This is a genomic window from Rhodanobacter sp. ANJX3 (genome assembly GCF_014200755.1).
Taxonomy (GTDB): Bacteria; Pseudomonadota; Gammaproteobacteria; order Xanthomonadales; family Rhodanobacteraceae; genus Rhodanobacter.
On sequence record NZ_JACHCM010000001.1, the window covers coordinates 243,043 to 262,573 of the forward strand.

The window sequence follows — 19,531 nt, forward strand, 5'->3', positions numbered from 1 at the left end:
AAGTCCTGCGCTCATTGGCCGATAGCCTGTATATATTTTGATTCGTCTAAACAAGATAGATCGGTCTTTTAAATAGGGGTCGCTTAACCAGTGGCACGTTATCTGTATCGGATTAAAGCCGCCACCCTCCGCTTGGTGCTGGGTTCGGTATCAGCACAGCGCGCACGTATTATCGGCACTTTAATGACCATGGTTATCTACTTGGCGTGTGTGTTGGCGGTATGGTTCGGTGTCGTGCTGGGGCTGACCGATTTCGGCCGAGCTCGCGTATTTACGCTTATTTTGCTGATAAACCCAAGTCTGTTCTATATAGTGATTCGCTGCGAACTAGACAGTCGTTTGACTGATAAAGAAATGACTATGCTGCAGATGATGTGCGCCATTGTCGTCATGTGCATAGCCTACGCAATACTCACTCCGGCTTTTCGCTCCCTCACGCTGTTACTTGTTCCGTTGGTCATGGCATTTGGCATGATCGGAAGATTTTCGCTAACGCCATCGCAGGGACGTTGGCTTGCAGTGTTCACGCTGACCGCTTATGGCAGTACGATGGCATTAGTCGGATCGCATTGGCCCGCAATCTTCGACCCGCGACAAGAGGTGATCAATTTTCTCATCTTGGTTGCCGTGGTGCCCACCATGTCAATCGTCGCTGCACAAGTGGAGCAATTGCGGGCTCGCATGCATGAGCAACGCCGGGCGCTACAAGCAACGTTGGCTGGGCTGGAGCTGCTTACCAGCCACGATGCGCTGACTGGTTTGTTCAATCGTCGTTTCATGGTCGAGCGTTTGGCGCGTGAGCAGGAGCGATTGCAGGGCGAATCGGTTCTCACATGCATTGCCCTAGTTGACCTGGATCATTTTAAGCGGATCAATGATCAGTACGGTCACGCTGCCGGCGACGATACACTGCGCCGTTTCGGAGAACAGGCCCTGCGCTGTTTGCGCGAGACCGATGTGATCGCGCGTTGGGGTGGCGAAGAGTTCCTGTTGCTGCTATCAGATACCGACCTGCCCATGGCGACCGCGGTGTTGCAGCGTCTGCGCATGGACATGACCGGGGATACCTTGTGGCTAGACCGTCCCGAACTAAGAGTCACGATCTCTGTCGGCGTGGTTCAATGGCAACAGGGGGAAACCGCCGATCAAGTAGTCGAGCGCGCTGACCACCTAGCCTACCGTGCCAAGAATGCTGGGCGTGATCGCGTGATGAGCGAGCAAGCCGTGTCGGTAGAGTACCCATGAGCCGGGCGTGGGCCATTGCCGTGGGGGAGGAAATGCATGGTCTTGTGCTTGGTCGCGATGCCTCGATGCGGATGGCTGTTGAACGCACTGTAATGGCTATGCTGGTCTATCTGATAAGCATCCTGGCAGTGCGTTTGACTGTGTATTTCGGCTTCAGTGATCTGCAACTAGCGTTCTGGCTGACGATCTACATGCTGGCTGGTCCGGTGGTTTTTTACTTGCTGGTGCGCAGTGGCTGGAGCCGTCGCCTGCGCGATCCGGCTTTGACGATGCCGCAGAACCTATTTGCCGTGACCGCACTGGTCTTTGCTTACCCAACCGTTGGTCCAGTGCGCGCCTTAACATTTCTGCTTGTAGCACTGTTGCCGCTCTTTGGCTTCCTGGCCATGAGTCCGCGGCAAACCCGATTACTGGCTTGGTTTAGCGTGATCGGCTTCGGTGCGATGATGGCATCGCTGGCCTATTTTTATCCCGAGCAGTTCGACCCGCGCGCCGAAGCGTTGCACTTCGTCTTTGCCGTTATCTGCCTGCCTTGCATGGCGTTTCTGCTCAGCGAGGTTAGTCGGATGCGTTTGAAGGTGCGTGCCCAGCGCACCGAGCTAGAGGTGGCCAAAGCTCGCCTGGAAGTCATCGCGGCGCATGACCTGCTTACAGGTCTGTTTAATCGACGCTATATCGGCGAACGGTTGTCAGCAGCATGCCAAGGTGGAACCGCTCAGCCACGCCCTTTGTGTATATCACTGATTGACCTGGACCACTTCAAGCGCATCAACGACCAGTTTGGTCATGCCTTGGGAGATCAGGTGTTATGTCACTTCGCAGCAGTTGCACAATCCCTCTTGCCACGCATCTGTGAGCTCGGTCGTTGGGGTGGCGAAGAGTTCCTGTTGTTGATGCCTGGCATCTCGGTCGATGAGGCGATGGCTTTCATCGACAACATTCGTTCCAGTTTGGGCGACCGCCGGCGTGCGCCTGAAGCGCTCGTGGAGCTACATTTGACCTTCTCGGCCGGCCTGGTCGAAGGCTCGAGCCAGGGCCTAGACGCTACGCTGGAGAGCGTCGACCGTGCGCTTTACCAAGCGAAAGCCGATGGTCGTAATCGTACGGTGCTTGCAACGTCCAAGACGTTGAATAATCCTCGACTTTAAAATCCGTTGCTCGTTTATTCCCGTCCGCAAACCGTGCCATCAATAGCGCGCTTCTTCGAGCAATCCAAACAAGACGTCCAACACATGCTAATTGTCGCAATGGACCCACCAGCCTTTCGTAGACATACGGACGCCATAATTCATGGCAATGACGGTGGTGTTTATGAGTAGCAACAAACATTACACGGATGAGTTCCGTGCCGAGGCGGTGAGGCATGTCATCGAGCGGGGCTTTACGGTGGTGGATGTGGCCACCCGCATCGAGATTCCCAAGCACACGTTGTACGGCCTGGCACAGGCAGCAAAAAAAGGCAACGATCAGTGTCGATTAGGAAGCGTTATCGCGGGTAGGGGAGACTACCTCAATACCGCCCGTTGAGTGGCCTAGCCGATGTTGCAATGTGTGGTGGAACCGACGAACGGGGCGTTTCTCCTTGATGTGAGACGCACCATGTTCGAGATCAGATCGTCGCCAGCAGGCTTCGTCGTTTCAACACGACAGAACAGGAGACGATCATGCGGCTTGATAGCAAGACCGAGACTGTAGAGTTGTGCCGGCCTACACTTGAACCACGTCCCAGCCGTTAGTTGACTAAATAACGATCGTTATTTATGATGAAATCACGATCGTTATGTACGCGCTCGTAAGGGTCACGCATTGTGTGTGTCCCTAACTACTATCGGGAGACTCCCATGCCGCTCACACTGACCCTCACCGAAGGCGTTCTGCCGAAAGGAACCGAAAAGGCAACGTTTTCCCGTCTCTCCGATTGCATGCTCAAGTGGCATGGACAGTCTGAAAATTTGGATCTGAAGCGCAATATCGTCGGTTCGATCCACGTGGTGCCCAAGGACCATACGTTCTCTGGGTCGATGGAAGGCCCGGTCGTGTTTATCGAATGGAAAGTTCCGGGGTTTGCCTTTGCGACCCGTGAAATCCAGCAGGGCTATATCGAAGAAGCCACCGATATCGTCCATGAGGCGTCCAAGGGTAAACAACCTAAGGATCGTATCTGGGTGAATGTCGTACATGCTGTGGATGGGGCGTGGGGCATTGCTGGTCACGCGTTGACCAATGCACAGCTGACGAGTGGCGCTCCGGCCGCCTAATAAGTTGCAAGCATCTTGCGAAAGGCCCCCTGTATGAGGCCTTTCGCTAGTTAGCAAGTTGTTCCAATGCTCGATCCCTAGCTGAGGTGTGAATGTTTGTAGGGCTTCGTCTAATTATTTATCAGCTTTAAAGTCAGGTTAACCGTTGTGAAGCACTTTGACGGAATGGATAGTAGCTAATACAAATATTCGATGCTAATAAAATACGGATTCGTCTCAGCGATTACACGGTTACTTAGCCCAACACGACGGAAGTCGGTGTTCCTTTACAGCAGTGAGGGGGTCGATGCGCTGGCAATAAATGCCTGATCTCTGATTGGCGGCAACACAAGCATCATCTTTTGCTGAGCCAGTGGCAACGCCAGTCATGGGCTTTTGGTTTGTGAGATCAGTTAGCCCGAAATATTCGGCTAGGGCACTATGGTATAAGGCTTATCAGCCGGGACGCTGGCCACGATCAGAAACCGTAGCACTTTGTTTTTTTCGGGGTTCATGAAAACGGTGTGCGGCACATCGGCCTTATCCAGGAACGTTTCGCCGGCATGATAGAGCTTGGGTGTTTCGTTGCCGTAACCCGATTCAGCCGTGCCTTCGATGACGTAGTTGAAGCCTGCATCGGTATGGTGATGTGGCGGCGCGATCACCCCCGGTTGAAAGGCGACGAGGATGACTTCCCGTTCCAGATTAGTGCCGAGTATCGGCCGTCGTTCAAGTATTGAGCGAGTGATCGGCTGGACCGCGGCTACTTCCGAAGCATGCGAAAATCTCGCATCAAAAAGTAATGTCACGCATAACATCGCGACGAACAATAGCGTTTGTGTGGGCAGTCGGCGCGTCTTCAGTCCACACATATTGCGAGTGAAGAGAGTTTTATGATTATAAGTAGTTCGCATGGATCCTCCTGTGGCTTCCTCTAACAGGTTGTTGAAAAACGCCTCGCAGTCGCGACAATGATAGCCCTCATCAATGATTGGGTAGTTGCGGTGCGCGGGGCAGATATCCAGCAGTTGGACATTTTCTCGTATGTTCCGGTGGGCGAACGCGTTCTGACCGATCACCCGATCCGCAAGCTGCGAGTGCTGGTCGATACGATCCTGCAGGACCTCGACGAGGTGCTGGCTACACGTTACGCCGCTGTCGGACGCGCATCGATTCCCCCTCGAGCGGCTGCTTGCAGCAGGTGGTCTACAGCGTGCGCAGCGAACGGTTGTTGATGCAGTTGAACTACAACTTGCTGTTTCGCTGGTTCGTGGGTTTGAACATCGACGACACGGTATGGGATCACTCCACCATTTCGTTCAATCGGGATCGGTTGTTCGATGCCGAGATCGCCCAACGGTTTTTCACCAGCATGGTCTTGCTAGCAAGACTCAATGATCTGGTCAGCGACGAGCACTTTTCGGTGGATGGCAGCTTGCTGGAAGCCTGAGCCTCGCATCGCAGTTTCCGCCCCAAGGATGGCTTGCACGACGGCGATGGCAGTGACTTCCGTGGTCAGAAACGCGGCAACGATACACATGCTTCGACCACCGATCAGGATGCGCGACTGGCCCGCAAGGGCCAGGGCCAGCAGGCGCGTCTGGCGTATCTGGCCAATGCCCTGATGGAAAATCGCAACGGCCTGCTGGTAGGCGTAGATGTGCTTCATGCCACGGGCACCGGAGAGCGTGAGGGCGCCTTGACTGGCCGAAGCGCACCTGCATCGCGGCGTGACGTTGAGTGCGGACAAGGGCTACGACGTGCACGATTTCGTTGACCAGTTGAAACAGCGCGGGATCGGCGCACATCGCCCGCAACACCGCCAACGGGCGGCGTAGCGGTATCGACGGACGCACGGCGCGCGGCAAGGGCTACGCCATCAGTCTTCAAATACGCAAACGCATAAAGCAGGGCTTCGGCTGGGCCAAGACCATCGGCGACCTACGCAAGCTGCCGTGGATCGGCTTGGCGAAGGTCAGCGCGTGGGTGCACTGGAATTTTGCGGCCTACAACCTCATCCGACTTGGCGGTATCGGCGAGTGGTGGCAACCCTCGCCGACATGAGTGGCGTGCGTCAGGCCGGCGGCACGAAAGGTCATCGCCGTCGGTTCACGATCTACCCTTCTATCGCGGAGCCCGTGGATGGGTGTTTCTCAACAGCCTGCTAATGGACTGCAATTTGATACTTTTTGTGCTTGAAACACGATGGATACAGTCACATCCACCTTATTGAAATGTTCCGTAGTCTGCTTTGAATGCCGCAAAATATGCTACAGGTGTAAATATTTCGTATACAAGCCATGTGATGCGTATCACAACATCCATCTGATCTACCAGATGTTGTTTTTATTCGATGGCATGAAGGCATATCCACATTACGGTGATATGGCCAAAAGCTCTCGAATCATCAATTGTCACGATCTAAACGTCGATTTTTTAATCTTGCGCGCCAATCTGATTTTTAGTGCACATTTTCTATTGACTAGATGTAAATCGTTATCTATAGTCAAATAACTATCGTTATCTTCCAGGGGGATAACGCAAGTGGGGGCACATTGAAATGAGCGTTATGCGAGACATCAAGTCACGCATGGGCAAATGTTGCCTACCGTAGACAAGTACGGCCGAAAGCTGAAAGGGGCTGGCCCAGCGAGCTGATGCGTCGCAGCCGCTCTTGCGAAAAACAGACAAAATTTTCCCCACACAGGAGGTGATGTTTATGTTTTCACTAGTTGCTTCATATGTTGAAGGATTTGTGGCTAGCCCCGGGCGGAAAGCCTTTTCGCTGTTGATAGCCACGGCTTTGCTGGGAGCTTGCATAGCTCCTCAAGCAGGCTATTGCAACGACTCCAATGACCCTTACGCGACCTATTTCATTAGCAGCTTTGGTAGCAACCAAGTCATGTCGTTCAACGAGGATACCGGCAAGTTTCTCGGCGTGATTGCCGCTGTATCCGGACCGGTCGCATCGCAGATCGGCTTTCGCGGCGACCTGTTCCTTTCTGCATCCGGATCGGGGCAGGTGCTGCGTTTCGATGGGTATAGCGGTGCGTATAAAGGTGTGTACATCGACAAGGGCAACGGGGGGCTGATCTCACCTTCGGCCCCGAATTTTGGACCAGATAACAAGGTGTACGTTGGCGACTCGACCTTAAATCAGATATTGCGCTACGACAGCGATGGCAAGTTCATCGATGTCTTCGCCACTCACGATCAAGTGGACGGCGGCCTAACCCAGCCCTTCATGCAAACGTTCGATCAGACATCCATGTACATGGCCAGCGGCGGCACCAACAGCGTGTTGCACTATGACCTGCAGACCAAGAAGTTTCTCGGTGCGATCGCACCTCCGAATCCCAGCGATCTGGTTCAACCGATTGGATTGGAGTTCGGTCCCGACGGTAATCTATATGTAGGGAGCGCGGGGACCAACGCAGTACTGCGTTTCAATGGCAAGACCCTGGCCTTCATGGATATATTCGTTCCGCCTGGATACGGCGGCATTGTCGATCCGCACGCGATTCGCTTCGGTGGCCCTAACAGCAATTTGTATGTAGTCAGCACCGGTACTAACCAGGTCATGGAGTACGACCGTGTCACCGGCAAATTCCTGGGCATCATCGCGGACGGAAATCCGGATGGATTGTCGGAGGCTAGGGGACTGACCTTTACGCCGCGTCCGATCTTCAATGTGTATTCCCACGTGGCGGGGAGCAGTTCACTTAGCGCTATGCACGACTTCAGGCACGTTTTCATCGAGCACCATCTCAAGGACTACAGCGATCCGTCGTCGCATGCAGAATTGATGTCCATTGTTTCTTCGGACAAGAATGTCGACATCAACAAGTCGGTGCGGAACGCGCATATCGGCGAACCGGATTACAGCTTTGATCTTGATTTCTCGAATAAGAGCGGTACTGAGCAGTACTACACGATTACCTATATCGCTTCTAACAATCACGGTCTTACGACCATCGCTACGACCGAGGTTGATGTTCCTCCACAACGTTGAGCGCAGCGGCTCGTGATGAGCCGGATGGATATTCCTATTTTGGGTTGTTCTTATCCACCGAAGCGGAATGCCCCGATAATTTTAGCTAGGAGGGTTATGCAAGCATCGATCGATGTATTGATGAGTGATCAACGAAAGTAGCTGAAGTTGTGCGTGTGTTTTGCAATGCTCCCTGCCCGTGGGCGGAGCGCCACCCACGGGCAGGGAGCTTAATCTGCGTGATCTAGGTCAAGCAGTCGGCGTGATGGCGCAGGGCGGCGCGGACGTAATAGGCAAAGGTTGCCGCATAGCGTTTCTCAGTGGTCATCCAGGTCCTGGCTTCCAATGCAAGCTCCGGAGCAAGGTGTTTGATTTCTCCTGCGGCCATGGCGAGTAGCTGGGCTTTAGCGGCGCGCTCGATCAGAAGTGCAAGAATGCATGCTTCTTCGATGGTTCTTCCCGCAACCAGGTAACCATGATGGGCAAGCAGTACCGCGTGTTTGTTGTCGAGTGCGAGCGTGATGATTTCACCTTCTTCGTTTCCGACCGGCACGCCAGGCCAGGATGACAGGAATGCGCAATCGTCGTAAAGCGGGCAGAAATCCATGTGCGACACCACCAGAGGAGTCTCCAACATCGATAGCGCCGAGACGTGTGGAGAATGCGTGTGGACGATGCAGTTTGTATCCGCTCGGTGCCGATAGATCCAGGCATGAAACCGATTAGCTGGATTTGCCATGCCCCTGCCGTCGATCACTTCGAGGTCTTCGTTGACGTGAACAAGATTCGATTCACGTATCTCATCAAGTCCCAGGCCGAACTGTTGGGTACAGAACGTGCCGTTAGGCACGGCGCGGGCACTGACTTGTCCGGACAGTGACGAGCTGTGGCCGGCATCGAACAGAATGCGACAAGTCAAGGCCAATTTTTGACGCAGGTTCCATGTTTGATCGACAAACACTTGCTCCATCGACGCATGTGCTTTATCGATAAGTTCGGATTTCTGCAGAGCGAAGGTTGATGCCATGGTTTTCGCCAAGGTGACTGGTTAATGATGGATATGCTTATATCAAAATATACGGGAAAGTTTGATTATAGGCCAAAAACAATTCAATCTGATTGAAAGAACGAAATTCAGGATAACGAGGGCACGGATGGCTATTCCTAAGATCAAACATTACGAGCTACCTACCGATGTTGCGCTTGCTCGTACGCCACTTCCATGGAAAGTGGACGCAAACAATGCAGCGTTGCTAGTCCATGATATGCAGAATTATTTTCTAAAGCCCTACGAGTCGACCGATTTCGTCAACCGGATCGTGATGAACATCGATGTCATTAGGCAGGCATGCCATCGGCTTGAAATTCCCACTTTCTATACCGCGCAGCCCGGCGGACAAGCCGCGGAAAGCAGAGGACTGCTGTTGGATTTCTGGGGTGCTGGGATGCCGAGCGAAGGCGAGGCGCAGGCGATTGTGCGCGGGCTAGCGCCTGTTGAAGGGAAAGACCAGGTGCTGGTAAAGCATCGCTACAGCGCTTTCGCTCGGAGCGATTTACTGGATCGGTTACGGAAATACCAGCGCACCCAGCTCATCATTTGCGGCGTATATGCGCATATCGGTTGCCTGGTTACCGCGACGGATGCATTTATGGCGGATATCAAACCGTTCTTCGTTTCGGACGCACTAGGCGACTTTTCGTTAAATCATCATGAGATGGCGTTGCGTCACGTTGCGCATTGTTCGGGACGTGTTTTGTCGTCAGCTGATGTGGTGTTCGAGTTGACTGAATAGCGATCGTTATGTAACATCCTGAAATATTATTTTTTGATTTTGACGATTATTTGGCACATTTAATGTTCGTATTTAAAAACGAACATTGGTTATTTTGCGGTCATCCCAGGTAATGAACATTGGCTTCGCTGGGAAGTTTTGTGAAAGCTAAACGAATCAGTTGCGGCGAAGCGTCGCCCAAAGGTGCGGGATAAAAATAGGGGTGGTCAATGCGACAACGATTCGCAAGGAAAACGATCGTCGTGACCGGCGCTGCGCAGGGTATTGGCGAAGCTGTGACCCGTCAACTGATTGATGAGGGAGCGTTTGTTTACGCGTTGGATATCCATCGAGAGCGACTGGTACAGCTATCCATCGAGCTGAATAAAGCCGGCCCCGTCATGGAGGCTGTTGCAGTTGATATCTCACAAAGGGATAGCGTCGATGCAGCTGTGGACCATATCGAAAGCAAGCGCCCGATTGATGGCCTGGTCAATGGCGCCGGCGTGCTGTTTCCGCATTCCTTCGAGGCCGTAACGGAAAAGGAATGGGCCGATACATTCAACATCAACGTGCATGGTACGTTTTTCGTATCGCATAGCGTCACCCGCCGGATGATTTTGCGAGGATGCGGCGTAGTTGTCACCATTGCGTCCAATGCGGCTGCGACACCGCGTATAAACATGTCGGCGTACTGCGCGTCGAAAGCTGCCGTCGCGATGCTTACTAAATGCATAGGCCTTGAACTTGGCAAGCACGGTATCCGCTGCAATGTTGTTTCTCCTGGCTCGACCAATACGGCCATGCTGGCAGCAATGGCTGGGCATACGGATGAACGGCACCGCAAGCTGATCGACGGCGATCAGAATTTGTATCGAACAGGTATCCCTTTGCAAAAGATTGCAGAACCTGAGGATATCGCCAAGGCGGTCGCGTTCCTGCTTTCCGACGAGGCAAATCACATCACCTTGCATGACCTCGTTGTCGACGGCGGCGCCACCTTCTGATCGATCCGACCTAACACGCGATCCACTCTTTACTCTTCTCCATAAGGGCGAAAGGATATGAATAGTCATGAGTCGCAGGAACACGACCGATGGCTTCCGCACGGGTGGCGTGACAAGGAACCAAAGCATATGCCCTCATACCCGCAGGAGGAGAACCTCGCCAAGGTCGTGACGAGCTTGTCGCGCCTGCCGGGCCTAGTGGACGTGGCGGAAGTGCACGCGCTTAAGGTCGAGCTGCGAGCGGCGGCAGAGGGTCGGGTGTTTGCCCTTCAGCTTGGCAATGCCGAGGAGTGTTTCGAGGATGTCAGTTCCGGTCTCGTGCGCGAACAGGTGAAGAACCTTGAATCGGTGCACAAGTATCTGACCATCATGCTCGACATGCCGGTGCTGCCGATCGGTGTGCTTGCCGGCAATTATGCGCGATCTTGCGTGCACCCGACTGAAGTCATCGACGGCATCACGATGACGAGTTACTACGGGGACATGGTGAATGAAGTTTCGCCAGATCCGCGCGGACGCAGCCCGAACGCCAACCGCATGCTGATGGCCTACGAGGCTTCGCTGCACGCACTGAGGGCGATTCGCCACGGTAAATTCAAGCCGTACATCTCACACGAAGGTGCGAACCTGCACTTCGAGGAGGCGCTGGTCCGTCGTGGCAGCATCTCTGATGGATTTTACGCCTCTAGCGCGCATTTGCTATGGCTCGAGAGCATCAATCTCTTTTCTGGCAGCAGCTATCTGGAATTTCTGCGGGGTGTGCTCAACCCGATAGGGATACGTGTTGGTCCGCAACTTTCGGCAGCACAGCTTCTCGACATCTACATGCAACTCAATCCTACTCGGGAACCGGGCAAGATCGTGCTGGTGACAAGCCTTGGGAGGCAATTGAGCGGGTTGAGACATCTAATACAGGTGCTGCGAGAAGCGGCGGCGCCGGCGGTATGGATGTGCGATCCATGGTGGGTAAATTCGGTGGACCGACATGACGCGACCTGCCCGCTGATAGACGATGTTATCGCGGAGGTCGAACATACCGCGCTGCTGCACGCCGACGAGGGCAGTGTGTTGGCTGGCCTGCGGCTGGAAATTGAACATGCCACGCAAATACAACATGGAAAGAGTGTTGCATCGCGTGCTTCGCGGCTCGATTTCCTCCAGGTACTTCATGTTTGTAGCGATCTGGCGCGAGCGTACAGGGGCATTCAGTGACTACGCTGCAGCACCACACTTTCAACAATCCACACCCGGATCTGGCGACAGGTGTCGTCGGCGCAGCCATCGCGCAACGGTTTGAGATTCTGTACCCGGGCCTGTCAAACGAATTCCTTGGCTTATTCAGTTATGTATCGCCCGAAGAAACGCTCTCGATCATCGGGGTAGGCAGTGAGTTCCAGGTCGAGACGCACAAGGAGGGCAGCACGCTTCGCATGCGGCTCATGCATCGGGATGTCGTCGAGCGTGAATCTACCTATCGGCTCGACGGCGGCGATTTGCACGAGGAAGTGTTTCGCCATGCGGCGAGCTTTATCGACGAACTGCGTTCCTTTCTCTCAGAGCATTATCGATTGCCGACTTCAACCGTTCTGCTTGGCGGATGGCGATGCGGCACTCACCCGGAAAACCTGGAGGAGCCGCTGATCTTCACCATACCGCGCATAACGTGCCGGGTGAGTGCCGAAGAGTGTCAATTCAGTTTTTTCGACAGCGAGGAATGTCCGTATCCCGGCGGAGCTATCGTCGACCTACCACGCGACATATCGCCCAATAGCCAGCTTAGGGTGAGTCGTCGCAGGGACATACCCGAGTGCAGGGAGTACATCGATAACCTGGTAGATCTTATAGGCGAGCTTTCGCAAGAAGCGCTAGACAAAGTGGTGATCTGCCGCGAGGTGAGGCTGTTCCACCAATCCGAGCTTTCGCCTCTCGAACTGTTGCAGATGGCTGCCTCAGGCAAGAAAACTGCTCATTACGAATACGTCTTTCGATGGTCCGGTGGTGATGCATGGGTCGGGGTTTCGCCCGAAATGCTGGTAAAGAAGCAGCGCGAAAAAGTTGTGGTGGAACCGTTGGCGGGAACGCGAAAAGGCTCTAACTTCAAGGACAAGAGCGAGCGCTATCGTAACGAGCTGCTTAGCGATGGTAAGGAAATCGAGGAGCATGAGACCGCGGCACGCATGTTCTACGATAATTTGAGTAGCGTATGCATTCCCGAGTCAATCGAGCAGCTTGAATCGCGAGGCGTCCTCGATCTTGGTTATGTGCAGCATCTCAAAAGCACCATAACTGGTCAGCTTAGACCTGACATCAACGTGTTTCATTTGCTGGCCGCGATTTATCCACCGGCGACGATCTGGGGGAAACCCGTGCTACTGAGTGGAGCGCGCATACGCAGTCACGAACAGATCGAGCGCGGTTTCTTTACCGGTGGCTTTGGCTTTTTCACTTTAGGTGATGACGCCAATTTTGCGCTGGCTATTCGCACAGCGAGAATGACCGGTGATGAAGTGCGCGTTTACGCGGGCAGCGGTATCGTCAAACGCAGCGATCCGTATCGGGAATGGCTTGAGACGTCGAACAAGATGCAGCCGTTCCTAAATAACGAGTTTGCGGTGTATTTATAAACGGAGGCGGCGATGCAACTTTCAAACTATCTATTTTTTACGGTGCACTGCGAAGAAGCATTGCAGTTTTATACCGAGTGCGGTATAGGCAAGGTCGTCTCCATGGTCCGCCACGGCGAGAACGGCATGCCGGTGCGAACGGAAGCGATGCGCGGAAAAATCATGCATGCCCAATTTACGGGGCAGGGCGTCAATTTATTTGCCTCGGACAATGACGATGCCGAGCCTATGAGGGGCTCAGCCATGATCTTCATGCTCGAAAATCGGGCGCAAACGGAGCTCCTTTTCAATAGCTTGTCGGAAGGAGGCAATGTCACGACGCCGCTGGCGGTGCAGCCCTGGGGTGACTACTACGGAAAATTCACCGATAAATTTGGCGTGCAGTGGATGCTGAACTGCACAGCGAGGGCTTAGCTTGGGATGCTGTGTTACCCCAGATCAAGTCCGGGTAACCGAGCTTACGCAGGCTCAATACTTGAGGATAAAAGCAGCGAGTCGATTATTTCTTTTTCTTCTTCGCCGCTACTATTTTCTTCTTTGCTGATGTCGGCAGCAATACGCGCAGAGCGCCTTGCGCGATCTTTTCGGCTAGATCCTCGCTGGCAACGGCGCGAGCCAGAGTGACCGCGCCGGTGAGCAAGGCCAGGGCCGCGCAAGCAGCATATTCGTCTGCAGGTGTGATCGGTGACGAAGGGCCTTCCACGATGGTCTTGGCAATGCGGCGCAGGCCGGCTTCGAATTCCTCGCGCAGTGATTCGTCTAGTCGGGCGACTTCCGGCGGCAAGCTTTGCAAGGCGCAGCTATCAGAAAGGTCGCAGGTGCGCTTGACGCTCAGGTAGTAGCGCACGAACTCGGGCCACCACGCGGCACCGTGCTCGGCTTGCAGATATTTCACGCCATCGTGCAACTCGGCGATCCCCAAGAGCATCGATTCCCGGAATGCCGCTTTCTTCGAATCGAAGTGCACGTAGAACGCACCGGAGGTCATGCCAGCTTCTTTCGCCAGCCCATCCACGCCGATGCCGCCGTAGCCGCCTCTGCGAAAACCGCGACCTGCGGCGTCCACAATGCGCTGACGCGTCAACTTCTTTTGTTCGTCTCTATAATCCATGGCTTGCAAATCGCTGTAGATTCAGTCGTAGATATTGTTGACAGCATAACTATCGTTATGTAAGATCGGATAACGATAGTTATGTTGCCATGGGAAATTAGTGGATGGCTTCAACGGCCCTCGACGGGGATGGATTTGTTGGATTTGCCCATTCATTGTAATGGTGGTGCTTTTATTGCGTTCGAAAAATGGTTGCTGAAGAGCAGTAAGCATCGTTCTATGCGCCATAGGCTGCAGCTTAAGCACTTTGTAGGTGTGCTCTATTTTAAATAGTGAACTGATGCGTTTCATGTAATTCGATCGTAACATCGAGAATTATGTAATGCAATCCAAATCGTTTCTTTTTTATTAATCTGTAATCTTTTTTGAATAGCATATTTATGTAAGTTGCCTAGCTGATCCGGCGGTAACATATAGTAACCGGTGATGTATGTTTAGTTTCATACGTAAATCTTAATAATACAGATCATGGCAGCATGATTCGCAGATGGCGAGCGGATTTGGGGGTTATTCGAGGCAGGGATTGATAGTCATTCGGAATAATGACGACTTCGTCCGAAGCTGAGGATTTTTGGGGACTATATAAAAGCAGAACATCGCGGTGATGGTTGCGCAAGGCGCGGGCACGCTTTGCCATGTATGGCGGGAGGATCTCGCTGGATGATATGTAGGCATTTAAAACTTATTCGGCTTAAAGGGATTAGCCATATGTTTCAGGCATATATAAGTGTTGTACATAAAGTCAGCCGCTATGCGTTGTTTTTAGGCATTGCGTTGCATACGATGGTGTTTTCGGCTTATGCACAGAGCTCCCGCTCAACTGACCTCGGTGGCTTGAGGTCGAGTTATTCGAGTCCGATAGCACTTAGTTCGGACGACTTATTTCTGTGGTCGGTGAATCCGGACTTCGATAGCGTAACAGTCGTTCGTACCGACACCCAGCGATTGATTGCAACAATTGCGGTAGGCAGGGACCCTAGGAGCGTAGCCGTATCGCCTGATGGACGATACGCCTATGTGGCTAACTCTGCCGATAGCACGATTTCCGTGATCAAAGTGATTAATGCCGACCCTAATCGATTTTTCGCTGCGTTGGATCGGAGCGCAGCTCAGGACGGCAGACTGACAACCGGGTCGGAACCGAGAAGCGTAGTGGTCTCGCCCGACGGCAAAAGAGTGTTTGTCGCAAACCGCAGCCAAGACACCATTACCTGGATTGATGCCAAAGACCAACGCATCCTGGGTACTTACGACCTGAGGAACAGTGCATGCAATCAACCCAATCATGAAAGGCACTTTCAGCCGGGTGCGCTGGCCATCACTGGTGACAGCCGCTATTTGTTAGTTACGCGCTACCTTTCGTTCACCTCAAACGGTGGCGTGCAGCGCGACGATATGGGGAAAGAGGGCGTCGTATGCCGACTAAGCGTGGACACCTGGAGCACAGCGGCGACTGCGTTGGCAAATCCGGTAGTAGTCCGCATGGCGCCACAGAACAGCGGTTTTCTTGATACGAAAGGGAATGCTACCTACGCGTTTCCTAATCAGCTGCACAGCATTGTGATACGTGGACAGGCCGCATATCTTCCCAATATTGCAGCGTCTCCTTCCGGTCCTTTGTATTATAAGACTGATACGCAGGCTTTCGTTAACGCGATTGATAACGTTGAAGTCAAGCCTAGCGACGCTGGCGACCTTAATCTTCACTTGGGTGGCAGGGTTCCCGAGTCCGGCAAGCAAGAGCTTTATTTCGCCAACTTGGATGCGATTGCCTTCACCACGCAGAGCGGTGGCGGCTATGCCTATGTGGCTTCCGGCGGCAGCGATCTGCTGGTGAAGCTGCGAGTGCTCGATAACGGTGCGCTTGGCTTTACCGTCAATGGCACAACCACCCGTTATATCGATCTCAATGATCCAGATGTGCTGGCAACTAGCGGCGAGAATGCTGGCAAGAATCCTATAGGCCTGGTCATCAATAAAGCGGGCCGTTTTGCCTATGTGTTGAATTATGTGTCGCGCAATGTGTCGGTGGTCGATCTCGATGCCGACAAAGTCGTTAAGGTTATTCAAATAGAAAGCCTGCCGACGCCGGGTTCGGAAGCCGAGAAGATACTGGTCGGCGCGGAGTTGTTCTTTTCTTCGCGCGGCAACTTCGTCAATCCCTCAGGAATTGGATCAAGCAGGAATCGCATGTCCGAGAAAGGGCGGCAGAGCTGCGCGAGCTGCCATCCGGTAGGACTGACTGATGGAGTGATCTGGCAATTCAATACCGGCCCGCGAAAAACCCTGGCTCTCAATGGCACATTTAATCCGAGAAATCCGCTTGATCAGCGCATCATCGACGCTTCGGCGATCTTCGACGAAGTGCAGGACGCCGACTTCAACACGCGGAATGTCTCAGGTCCCGGTCCGTTGACCGAAGCTTTGCCTTGCGTGGTGACGCCGGGTTATCCCTCCGTTACCGAAAGCACGATCGATCCCGACCATGGATTGGTCATAGGCCAGTGGCACGACTTTGCCGAAGCTCCATGCATCATGACGGCTTTCACGGTGCCGAATGCGGGCAGACCCCAGCCAACGGTTGAGTTGCCGGGCAGTACGGTCGAAGTACCGGGACTAGATGCGATGAAAGAATGGCAGCATTACGGCATTCGTACTCCCAACCGCCCGCTGACGAAGCAGGAGTTGTTGATGCGCGGAGGCGATCCGGTTGGCGGTTTCGACGATGCGGATATCGCCGCGGGCCGGCAACTTTTTCAGCGCGCCAGATGCAGCAGTTGTCATTCCAGTGGTAAGTGGAGCGCAAGTTCCAAGGACTTCATCTCACCGCCGGCCGATAGCGATATCGAGATGGAAGCCGCGTCCACTGGCGCCAATCAATCGCAGTTCCTGTACCGATACTTGAAAAGTATCAATTCGTACAACTTGAACGTCATCGGCTCCGGCAATGCAATCGAAGGCTATCCAGCGATTGGCGGTGTAGAGACGGATTCTGGCGGGTTGAAGGCACTTGGCTTCGATTTCAACGGCGACGGCAAGGGATCGGGCTACAGCATCTCGTCCATCCTGGGGACCTACAACCTACAGCCGTATTACCACAACGGAGCCTGCGAAACGCTGAGATGTGTTGTTTCCGATGTCAATCATCGCAGTGCCGGATTGTCGGCACAAACGGATTCGCTATTCGATCCCAAAGCACAGGCTGTGTTGGTGAAATTTATCGAATCGATCGATGCAAGTACGGATCCGTTTTAAGCGCGTAGCGGTCTGTTCAATCGTCATGCTCTTCATAAGATGTCATTGCTCGTCAAATAAGCCGTTATTTTTTAGAGGTGGCAAATGAATCGATTGGTATGGTTGGCGGTAGCCTTATGCGCGCTCGGTGGCGAAGTACATGCACAGCAACAATATGAGCTCCCGTTGAATCTTGCGTTGCAAGCGGCGCAAGGGGCGATTGAATATTGCGCAGCGCGCGGATATCACGTTGGCGCCGCGGTAGTCGATATGAGCGGTGAGATGCGCATCCTGTTAAGGAGCGACGGTAGCACGGTTCACACCAAGGACACCGCGTTCCGCAAGGCTTATACGGTCGTGACGCTAGGGCCGGTTTTTAAATTTGACACCAGCTCCCAGGCCGCCGCCGCCTTTAACGGAAAACCGAGTGAGCCGTCCTTTTTAACCATCCCCAACATCGCTTTATTGCCCGGAGCGGTCGCGATTAAGGCGAATGGCGCGATCGTCGCTGCGTTGGGTGTCGGCGGTGCTCCCGGTGGCGATAAGGATGAAGCATGCGCTGCGGAAGGCGTAAGGAGGATCGCCGGAAAATTACCTAGATAGCACCGAATAATCGCTATTCGAAGAGTTTTTTCTATTTGATGGATCGAGAGGAAACGACGTGAAGAATACGCACTCCTTTGTGAATTTGACTCCGCTTACATTCCTGGAGCGATGCGGCCGTTATCTATCAGATAAGGTAGCGGTGACGTCAGGTAACGGCGATATAAGTTTTGGAGAACTGTTGCTTCGTGCCCGGCGCATGGCCGCGCTATTGCGAAGCCTGGGTATCGAATATGGTCACCGGGTGGGGCTTCTTACCCATAATTCCACGCGATCCATCGAAGCGCATTACGCCATTCCTGCGGTCGGCGGCATCATTGTCTCCTTCAATCCGTGGCTTCCCTCGCAGGACATCCGTAAGCAGATTCTCTACAGCGGAGCACGCGTGATCCTGGCGAGCGGCTCACTTGTTCGTCAGCATCGCGAGCTCTTCAAGGAATTGTCCAGTCACATTGTGGTGTTGCTTGACGCGTCGTCGTCGCCAAATGATATCGACACCAAATTGCGGTGTTTCGACGTCGAGCAGCATAGGTACGATTCCGTTATCCCGCTCGATCGATATATTCGTTCGGAAAACGATCCGATCGCCATCAACTTCACGTCGGGAACAACGGGCGATCCGAAAGGGGTGATTTACAGCCACCGCGCGGCCTACCTGCATGCCTTGGGCGAAGTGATGATGATGAACCTGGTTTCGTCATCGGTGTACTACTGGTCCCTACCAATGTTCCACGTTAATGGCTGGGGACATATGTGGGCCGCAGTCGCTGTTGGGGCAAGGCAAATTGTTGACGAACAGGCGATCCAGCTGACGCCGGCCTCGCTGAAGCTCGGCATTGTGTCGAATCATGTTACGCATCTTGCGGGTTCGCCGCGGCTGGTACGCCATCTGACGGACGAGATATTCAACGCGTCGATACTGCACGGGGTGACGGTCTTGACCGGCGGCGCCAGCCCGACACCGCACCTGATCAAAGCCATGAAGGCGCTGGGCGTCGATCTGATTCATCAGTACGGCTTGAATGAAACCTGCGGACCTTTTGTAGTTTGCGAGGCGCGCGACGAATGGAACTACCTACCCCAGGAGCTTCAAATGAAGCTGCGTATACGCCAGGGTATAGCAGGGATTCATGCAGGCATCGGTCTTCGGGTTGTCGATCAGAACATGCGCGATGTGGCATGGGATGGCGAAACGCTGGGCGAGGTGCTGATGGCTGGCAACACCGTGGCGCAAGGTTATTTCGACAATTTGCGGGCAACGGAAAATGCCTTTAAGGATGGATGGTTCCATAGCGGCGACATGGCGGTGGTGCATCCGGATGGTTATCTGGAAATAAAGGATCGCATGAAGGATTTGATCTACGTAGAAACACCCTATGGATGGGAAAACATTTCATCGGTTGAAATCGAAAACGTAGCAAGCCAACTCACCGGCATAAAGGATGTGGCCGTCGTCGGCATGGACGGTGAGGGGCAAAAGCCAATAATAATTTTGTTATACGAGCGCGCTGTCCATGCGGAAGTCGATGAACAGGCGATCTTGGATCATTGCAGGAAGAATCTCCCCGATTTCAAGGTTCCCGGCCTTGTGCTGGAGGCTGTTATTCCGAAGACAGCGACGGGAAAAGTCATTAAAGGCGTATTGAAAGACGAAGTCATGAAGCGACAGACGGCCAAACTGGGAGTGGTTTGACGTCAAATCGCTGC

General features: G+C 53.5%; 17 protein-coding genes and 1 pseudogene. 14 read left to right on the forward strand and 4 right to left on the reverse strand.

Annotated elements, in window-relative coordinates; all coding sequences use genetic code 11:
* Positions 1-90: 90 nt before the first annotated feature.
* The 4 genes from HDE76_RS20900 (at position 91) to HDE76_RS00980 (ending at position 3,503) form a co-directional block, all read left to right on the forward strand.
* Positions 91-1,245 (forward strand): GGDEF domain-containing protein, encoded by a 1,155-nt coding sequence (locus tag HDE76_RS20900; protein ID WP_184504859.1) that lies wholly within the window; start codon positions 91-93, stop codon positions 1,243-1,245.
* Positions 1,242-2,393 (forward strand): GGDEF domain-containing protein, encoded by a 1,152-nt coding sequence (locus tag HDE76_RS00970; protein WP_179476492.1) that lies wholly within the window; start codon positions 1,242-1,244, stop codon positions 2,391-2,393. The genes HDE76_RS20900 and HDE76_RS00970 overlap by 4 nt, the downstream gene beginning before the upstream one ends.
* 142 nt (positions 2,394-2,535) lie before the next feature.
* Positions 2,536-2,772, forward strand: a complete 237-nt coding sequence (locus HDE76_RS00975) for a transposase (RefSeq protein ID WP_179476493.1) — start codon at positions 2,536-2,538, stop codon at positions 2,770-2,772.
* A gap of 314 nt (positions 2,773-3,086) precedes the next feature.
* Entirely contained in the window at positions 3,087-3,503 is a 417-nt protein-coding gene (locus tag HDE76_RS00980; RefSeq protein WP_179476494.1) for a 4-oxalocrotonate tautomerase, read from the forward strand.
* 410 nt (positions 3,504-3,913) lie between these two features.
* Here HDE76_RS00980 and HDE76_RS20905 read toward each other — a convergent pair whose 3' ends face one another.
* Complete coding sequence (locus HDE76_RS20905; protein WP_343205627.1) at positions 3,914-4,561, reverse strand: cupin domain-containing protein; 648 nt, start codon at positions 4,559-4,561, stop codon at positions 3,914-3,916.
* On the opposite strand from HDE76_RS20905, the pseudogene HDE76_RS00990 reads away from it, so the two are divergent.
* Positions 4,487-5,546: pseudogene (locus tag HDE76_RS00990) on the forward strand (IS5 family transposase). The gene HDE76_RS20905 and the pseudogene HDE76_RS00990 sit on opposite strands and share 75 nt — an antisense overlap.
* 655 nt (positions 5,547-6,201) lie before the next feature.
* Positions 6,202-7,494 carry a hypothetical protein gene (locus HDE76_RS00995; RefSeq protein WP_179476496.1) on the forward strand — a complete coding sequence of 431 codons (1,293 nt, stop codon included), beginning with the start codon at positions 6,202-6,204 and terminating at the stop codon, positions 7,492-7,494.
* Between the two features lie 223 nt (positions 7,495-7,717).
* On the opposite strand, the gene HDE76_RS01000 is transcribed toward HDE76_RS00995, so the two are convergent.
* The gene (locus HDE76_RS01000; protein WP_184504863.1) at positions 7,718-8,500 is read right to left on the reverse strand and encodes an aldolase; all 783 of its coding nucleotides are present in this window, start codon (positions 8,498-8,500) and stop codon (positions 7,718-7,720) included.
* Between the two features lie 127 nt (positions 8,501-8,627).
* On the opposite strand from HDE76_RS01000, the gene HDE76_RS01005 reads away from it, so the two are divergent.
* The 5 genes from HDE76_RS01005 to HDE76_RS01025 all read left to right on the forward strand — a co-directional run bounded on the left by HDE76_RS01005 (position 8,628) and on the right by HDE76_RS01025 (position 13,290).
* Complete coding sequence (locus HDE76_RS01005) at positions 8,628-9,266, forward strand: isochorismatase family protein (protein ID WP_184504865.1); 639 nt, start codon at positions 8,628-8,630, stop codon at positions 9,264-9,266.
* Positions 9,267-9,508: 242 nt separating this feature from the next.
* Positions 9,509-10,252, forward strand: a complete 744-nt coding sequence (locus HDE76_RS01010; protein ID WP_221262228.1) for a 2,3-dihydro-2,3-dihydroxybenzoate dehydrogenase — start codon at positions 9,509-9,511, stop codon at positions 10,250-10,252.
* A 57-nt stretch (positions 10,253-10,309) separates the two neighbouring features.
* Positions 10,310-11,464 carry a 3-deoxy-7-phosphoheptulonate synthase gene (locus tag HDE76_RS01015; protein WP_255481368.1) on the forward strand — a complete coding sequence of 385 codons (1,155 nt, stop codon included), beginning with the start codon at positions 10,310-10,312 and terminating at the stop codon, positions 11,462-11,464.
* A complete protein-coding gene (locus HDE76_RS01020) occupies positions 11,461-12,876 on the forward strand; it encodes a chorismate-binding protein (protein ID WP_184504871.1) in 1,416 nt (471 codons plus the stop codon). The genes HDE76_RS01015 and HDE76_RS01020 overlap by 4 nt, the downstream gene beginning before the upstream one ends.
* A gap of 12 nt (positions 12,877-12,888) precedes the next feature.
* Positions 12,889-13,290: a VOC family protein gene (locus HDE76_RS01025; RefSeq protein ID WP_184504873.1), complete on the forward strand. Its 402-nt coding sequence runs from the start codon at positions 12,889-12,891 to the stop codon at positions 13,288-13,290.
* 85 nt (positions 13,291-13,375) lie between these two features.
* On the opposite strand, the gene HDE76_RS01030 is transcribed toward HDE76_RS01025, so the two are convergent.
* Both HDE76_RS01030 and HDE76_RS01035 read right to left on the reverse strand, forming a co-directional pair.
* Positions 13,376-13,987: a TetR/AcrR family transcriptional regulator gene (locus HDE76_RS01030; RefSeq protein WP_184505677.1), complete on the reverse strand. Its 612-nt coding sequence runs from the start codon at positions 13,985-13,987 to the stop codon at positions 13,376-13,378.
* 21 nt (positions 13,988-14,008) lie between these two features.
* The gene (locus HDE76_RS01035) at positions 14,009-14,278 is read right to left on the reverse strand and encodes a hypothetical protein (protein WP_184504875.1); all 270 of its coding nucleotides are present in this window, start codon (positions 14,276-14,278) and stop codon (positions 14,009-14,011) included.
* A gap of 417 nt (positions 14,279-14,695) precedes the next feature.
* Here HDE76_RS01035 and HDE76_RS01040 point away from each other — a divergent pair, with 417 nt between their 5' ends.
* The 3 genes from HDE76_RS01040 (at position 14,696) to HDE76_RS01050 (ending at position 19,517) form a co-directional block, all read left to right on the forward strand.
* Entirely contained in the window at positions 14,696-17,242 is a 2,547-nt protein-coding gene (locus HDE76_RS01040) for a beta-propeller fold lactonase family protein (RefSeq protein WP_184504877.1), read from the forward strand.
* Positions 17,243-17,326: 84 nt separating this feature from the next.
* Positions 17,327-17,824 (forward strand): heme-binding protein, encoded by a 498-nt coding sequence (locus tag HDE76_RS01045; protein WP_179476505.1) that lies wholly within the window; start codon positions 17,327-17,329, stop codon positions 17,822-17,824.
* Positions 17,825-17,882: 58 nt separating this feature from the next.
* A complete protein-coding gene (locus tag HDE76_RS01050; protein WP_184504879.1) occupies positions 17,883-19,517 on the forward strand; it encodes an AMP-binding protein in 1,635 nt (544 codons plus the stop codon).
* The last annotated feature ends 14 nt before the right edge of the window (positions 19,518-19,531 follow it).

Coding starts and splice junctions, on each gene's coding strand:
- HDE76_RS01045 (WP_179476505.1), top strand. CDS start 17,327: ATGAATCGATTGGTATGGTTGGCGGTAGCCTTATGCGCGCTCGGTGGC.
- HDE76_RS00970 (WP_179476492.1), top strand. CDS start 1,242: ATGAGCCGGGCGTGGGCCATTGCCGTGGGGGAGGAAATGCATGGTCTT.
- HDE76_RS01035 (WP_184504875.1), bottom strand. CDS start 14,278: ATGAAACGCATCAGTTCACTATTTAAAATAGAGCACACCTACAAAGTG.
- HDE76_RS01030 (WP_184505677.1), bottom strand. CDS start 13,987: ATGGATTATAGAGACGAACAAAAGAAGTTGACGCGTCAGCGCATTGTG.
- HDE76_RS01000 (WP_184504863.1), bottom strand. CDS start 8,500: ATGGCATCAACCTTCGCTCTGCAGAAATCCGAACTTATCGATAAAGCA.
- HDE76_RS01040 (WP_184504877.1), top strand. CDS start 14,696: ATGTTTCAGGCATATATAAGTGTTGTACATAAAGTCAGCCGCTATGCG.
- HDE76_RS00995 (WP_179476496.1), top strand. CDS start 6,202: ATGTTTTCACTAGTTGCTTCATATGTTGAAGGATTTGTGGCTAGCCCC.
- HDE76_RS00980 (WP_179476494.1), top strand. CDS start 3,087: ATGCCGCTCACACTGACCCTCACCGAAGGCGTTCTGCCGAAAGGAACC.
- HDE76_RS01005 (WP_184504865.1), top strand. CDS start 8,628: ATGGCTATTCCTAAGATCAAACATTACGAGCTACCTACCGATGTTGCG.
- HDE76_RS01025 (WP_184504873.1), top strand. CDS start 12,889: ATGCAACTTTCAAACTATCTATTTTTTACGGTGCACTGCGAAGAAGCA.
- HDE76_RS00975 (WP_179476493.1), top strand. CDS start 2,536: ATGGCAATGACGGTGGTGTTTATGAGTAGCAACAAACATTACACGGAT.
- HDE76_RS01015 (WP_255481368.1), top strand. CDS start 10,310: ATGAATAGTCATGAGTCGCAGGAACACGACCGATGGCTTCCGCACGGG.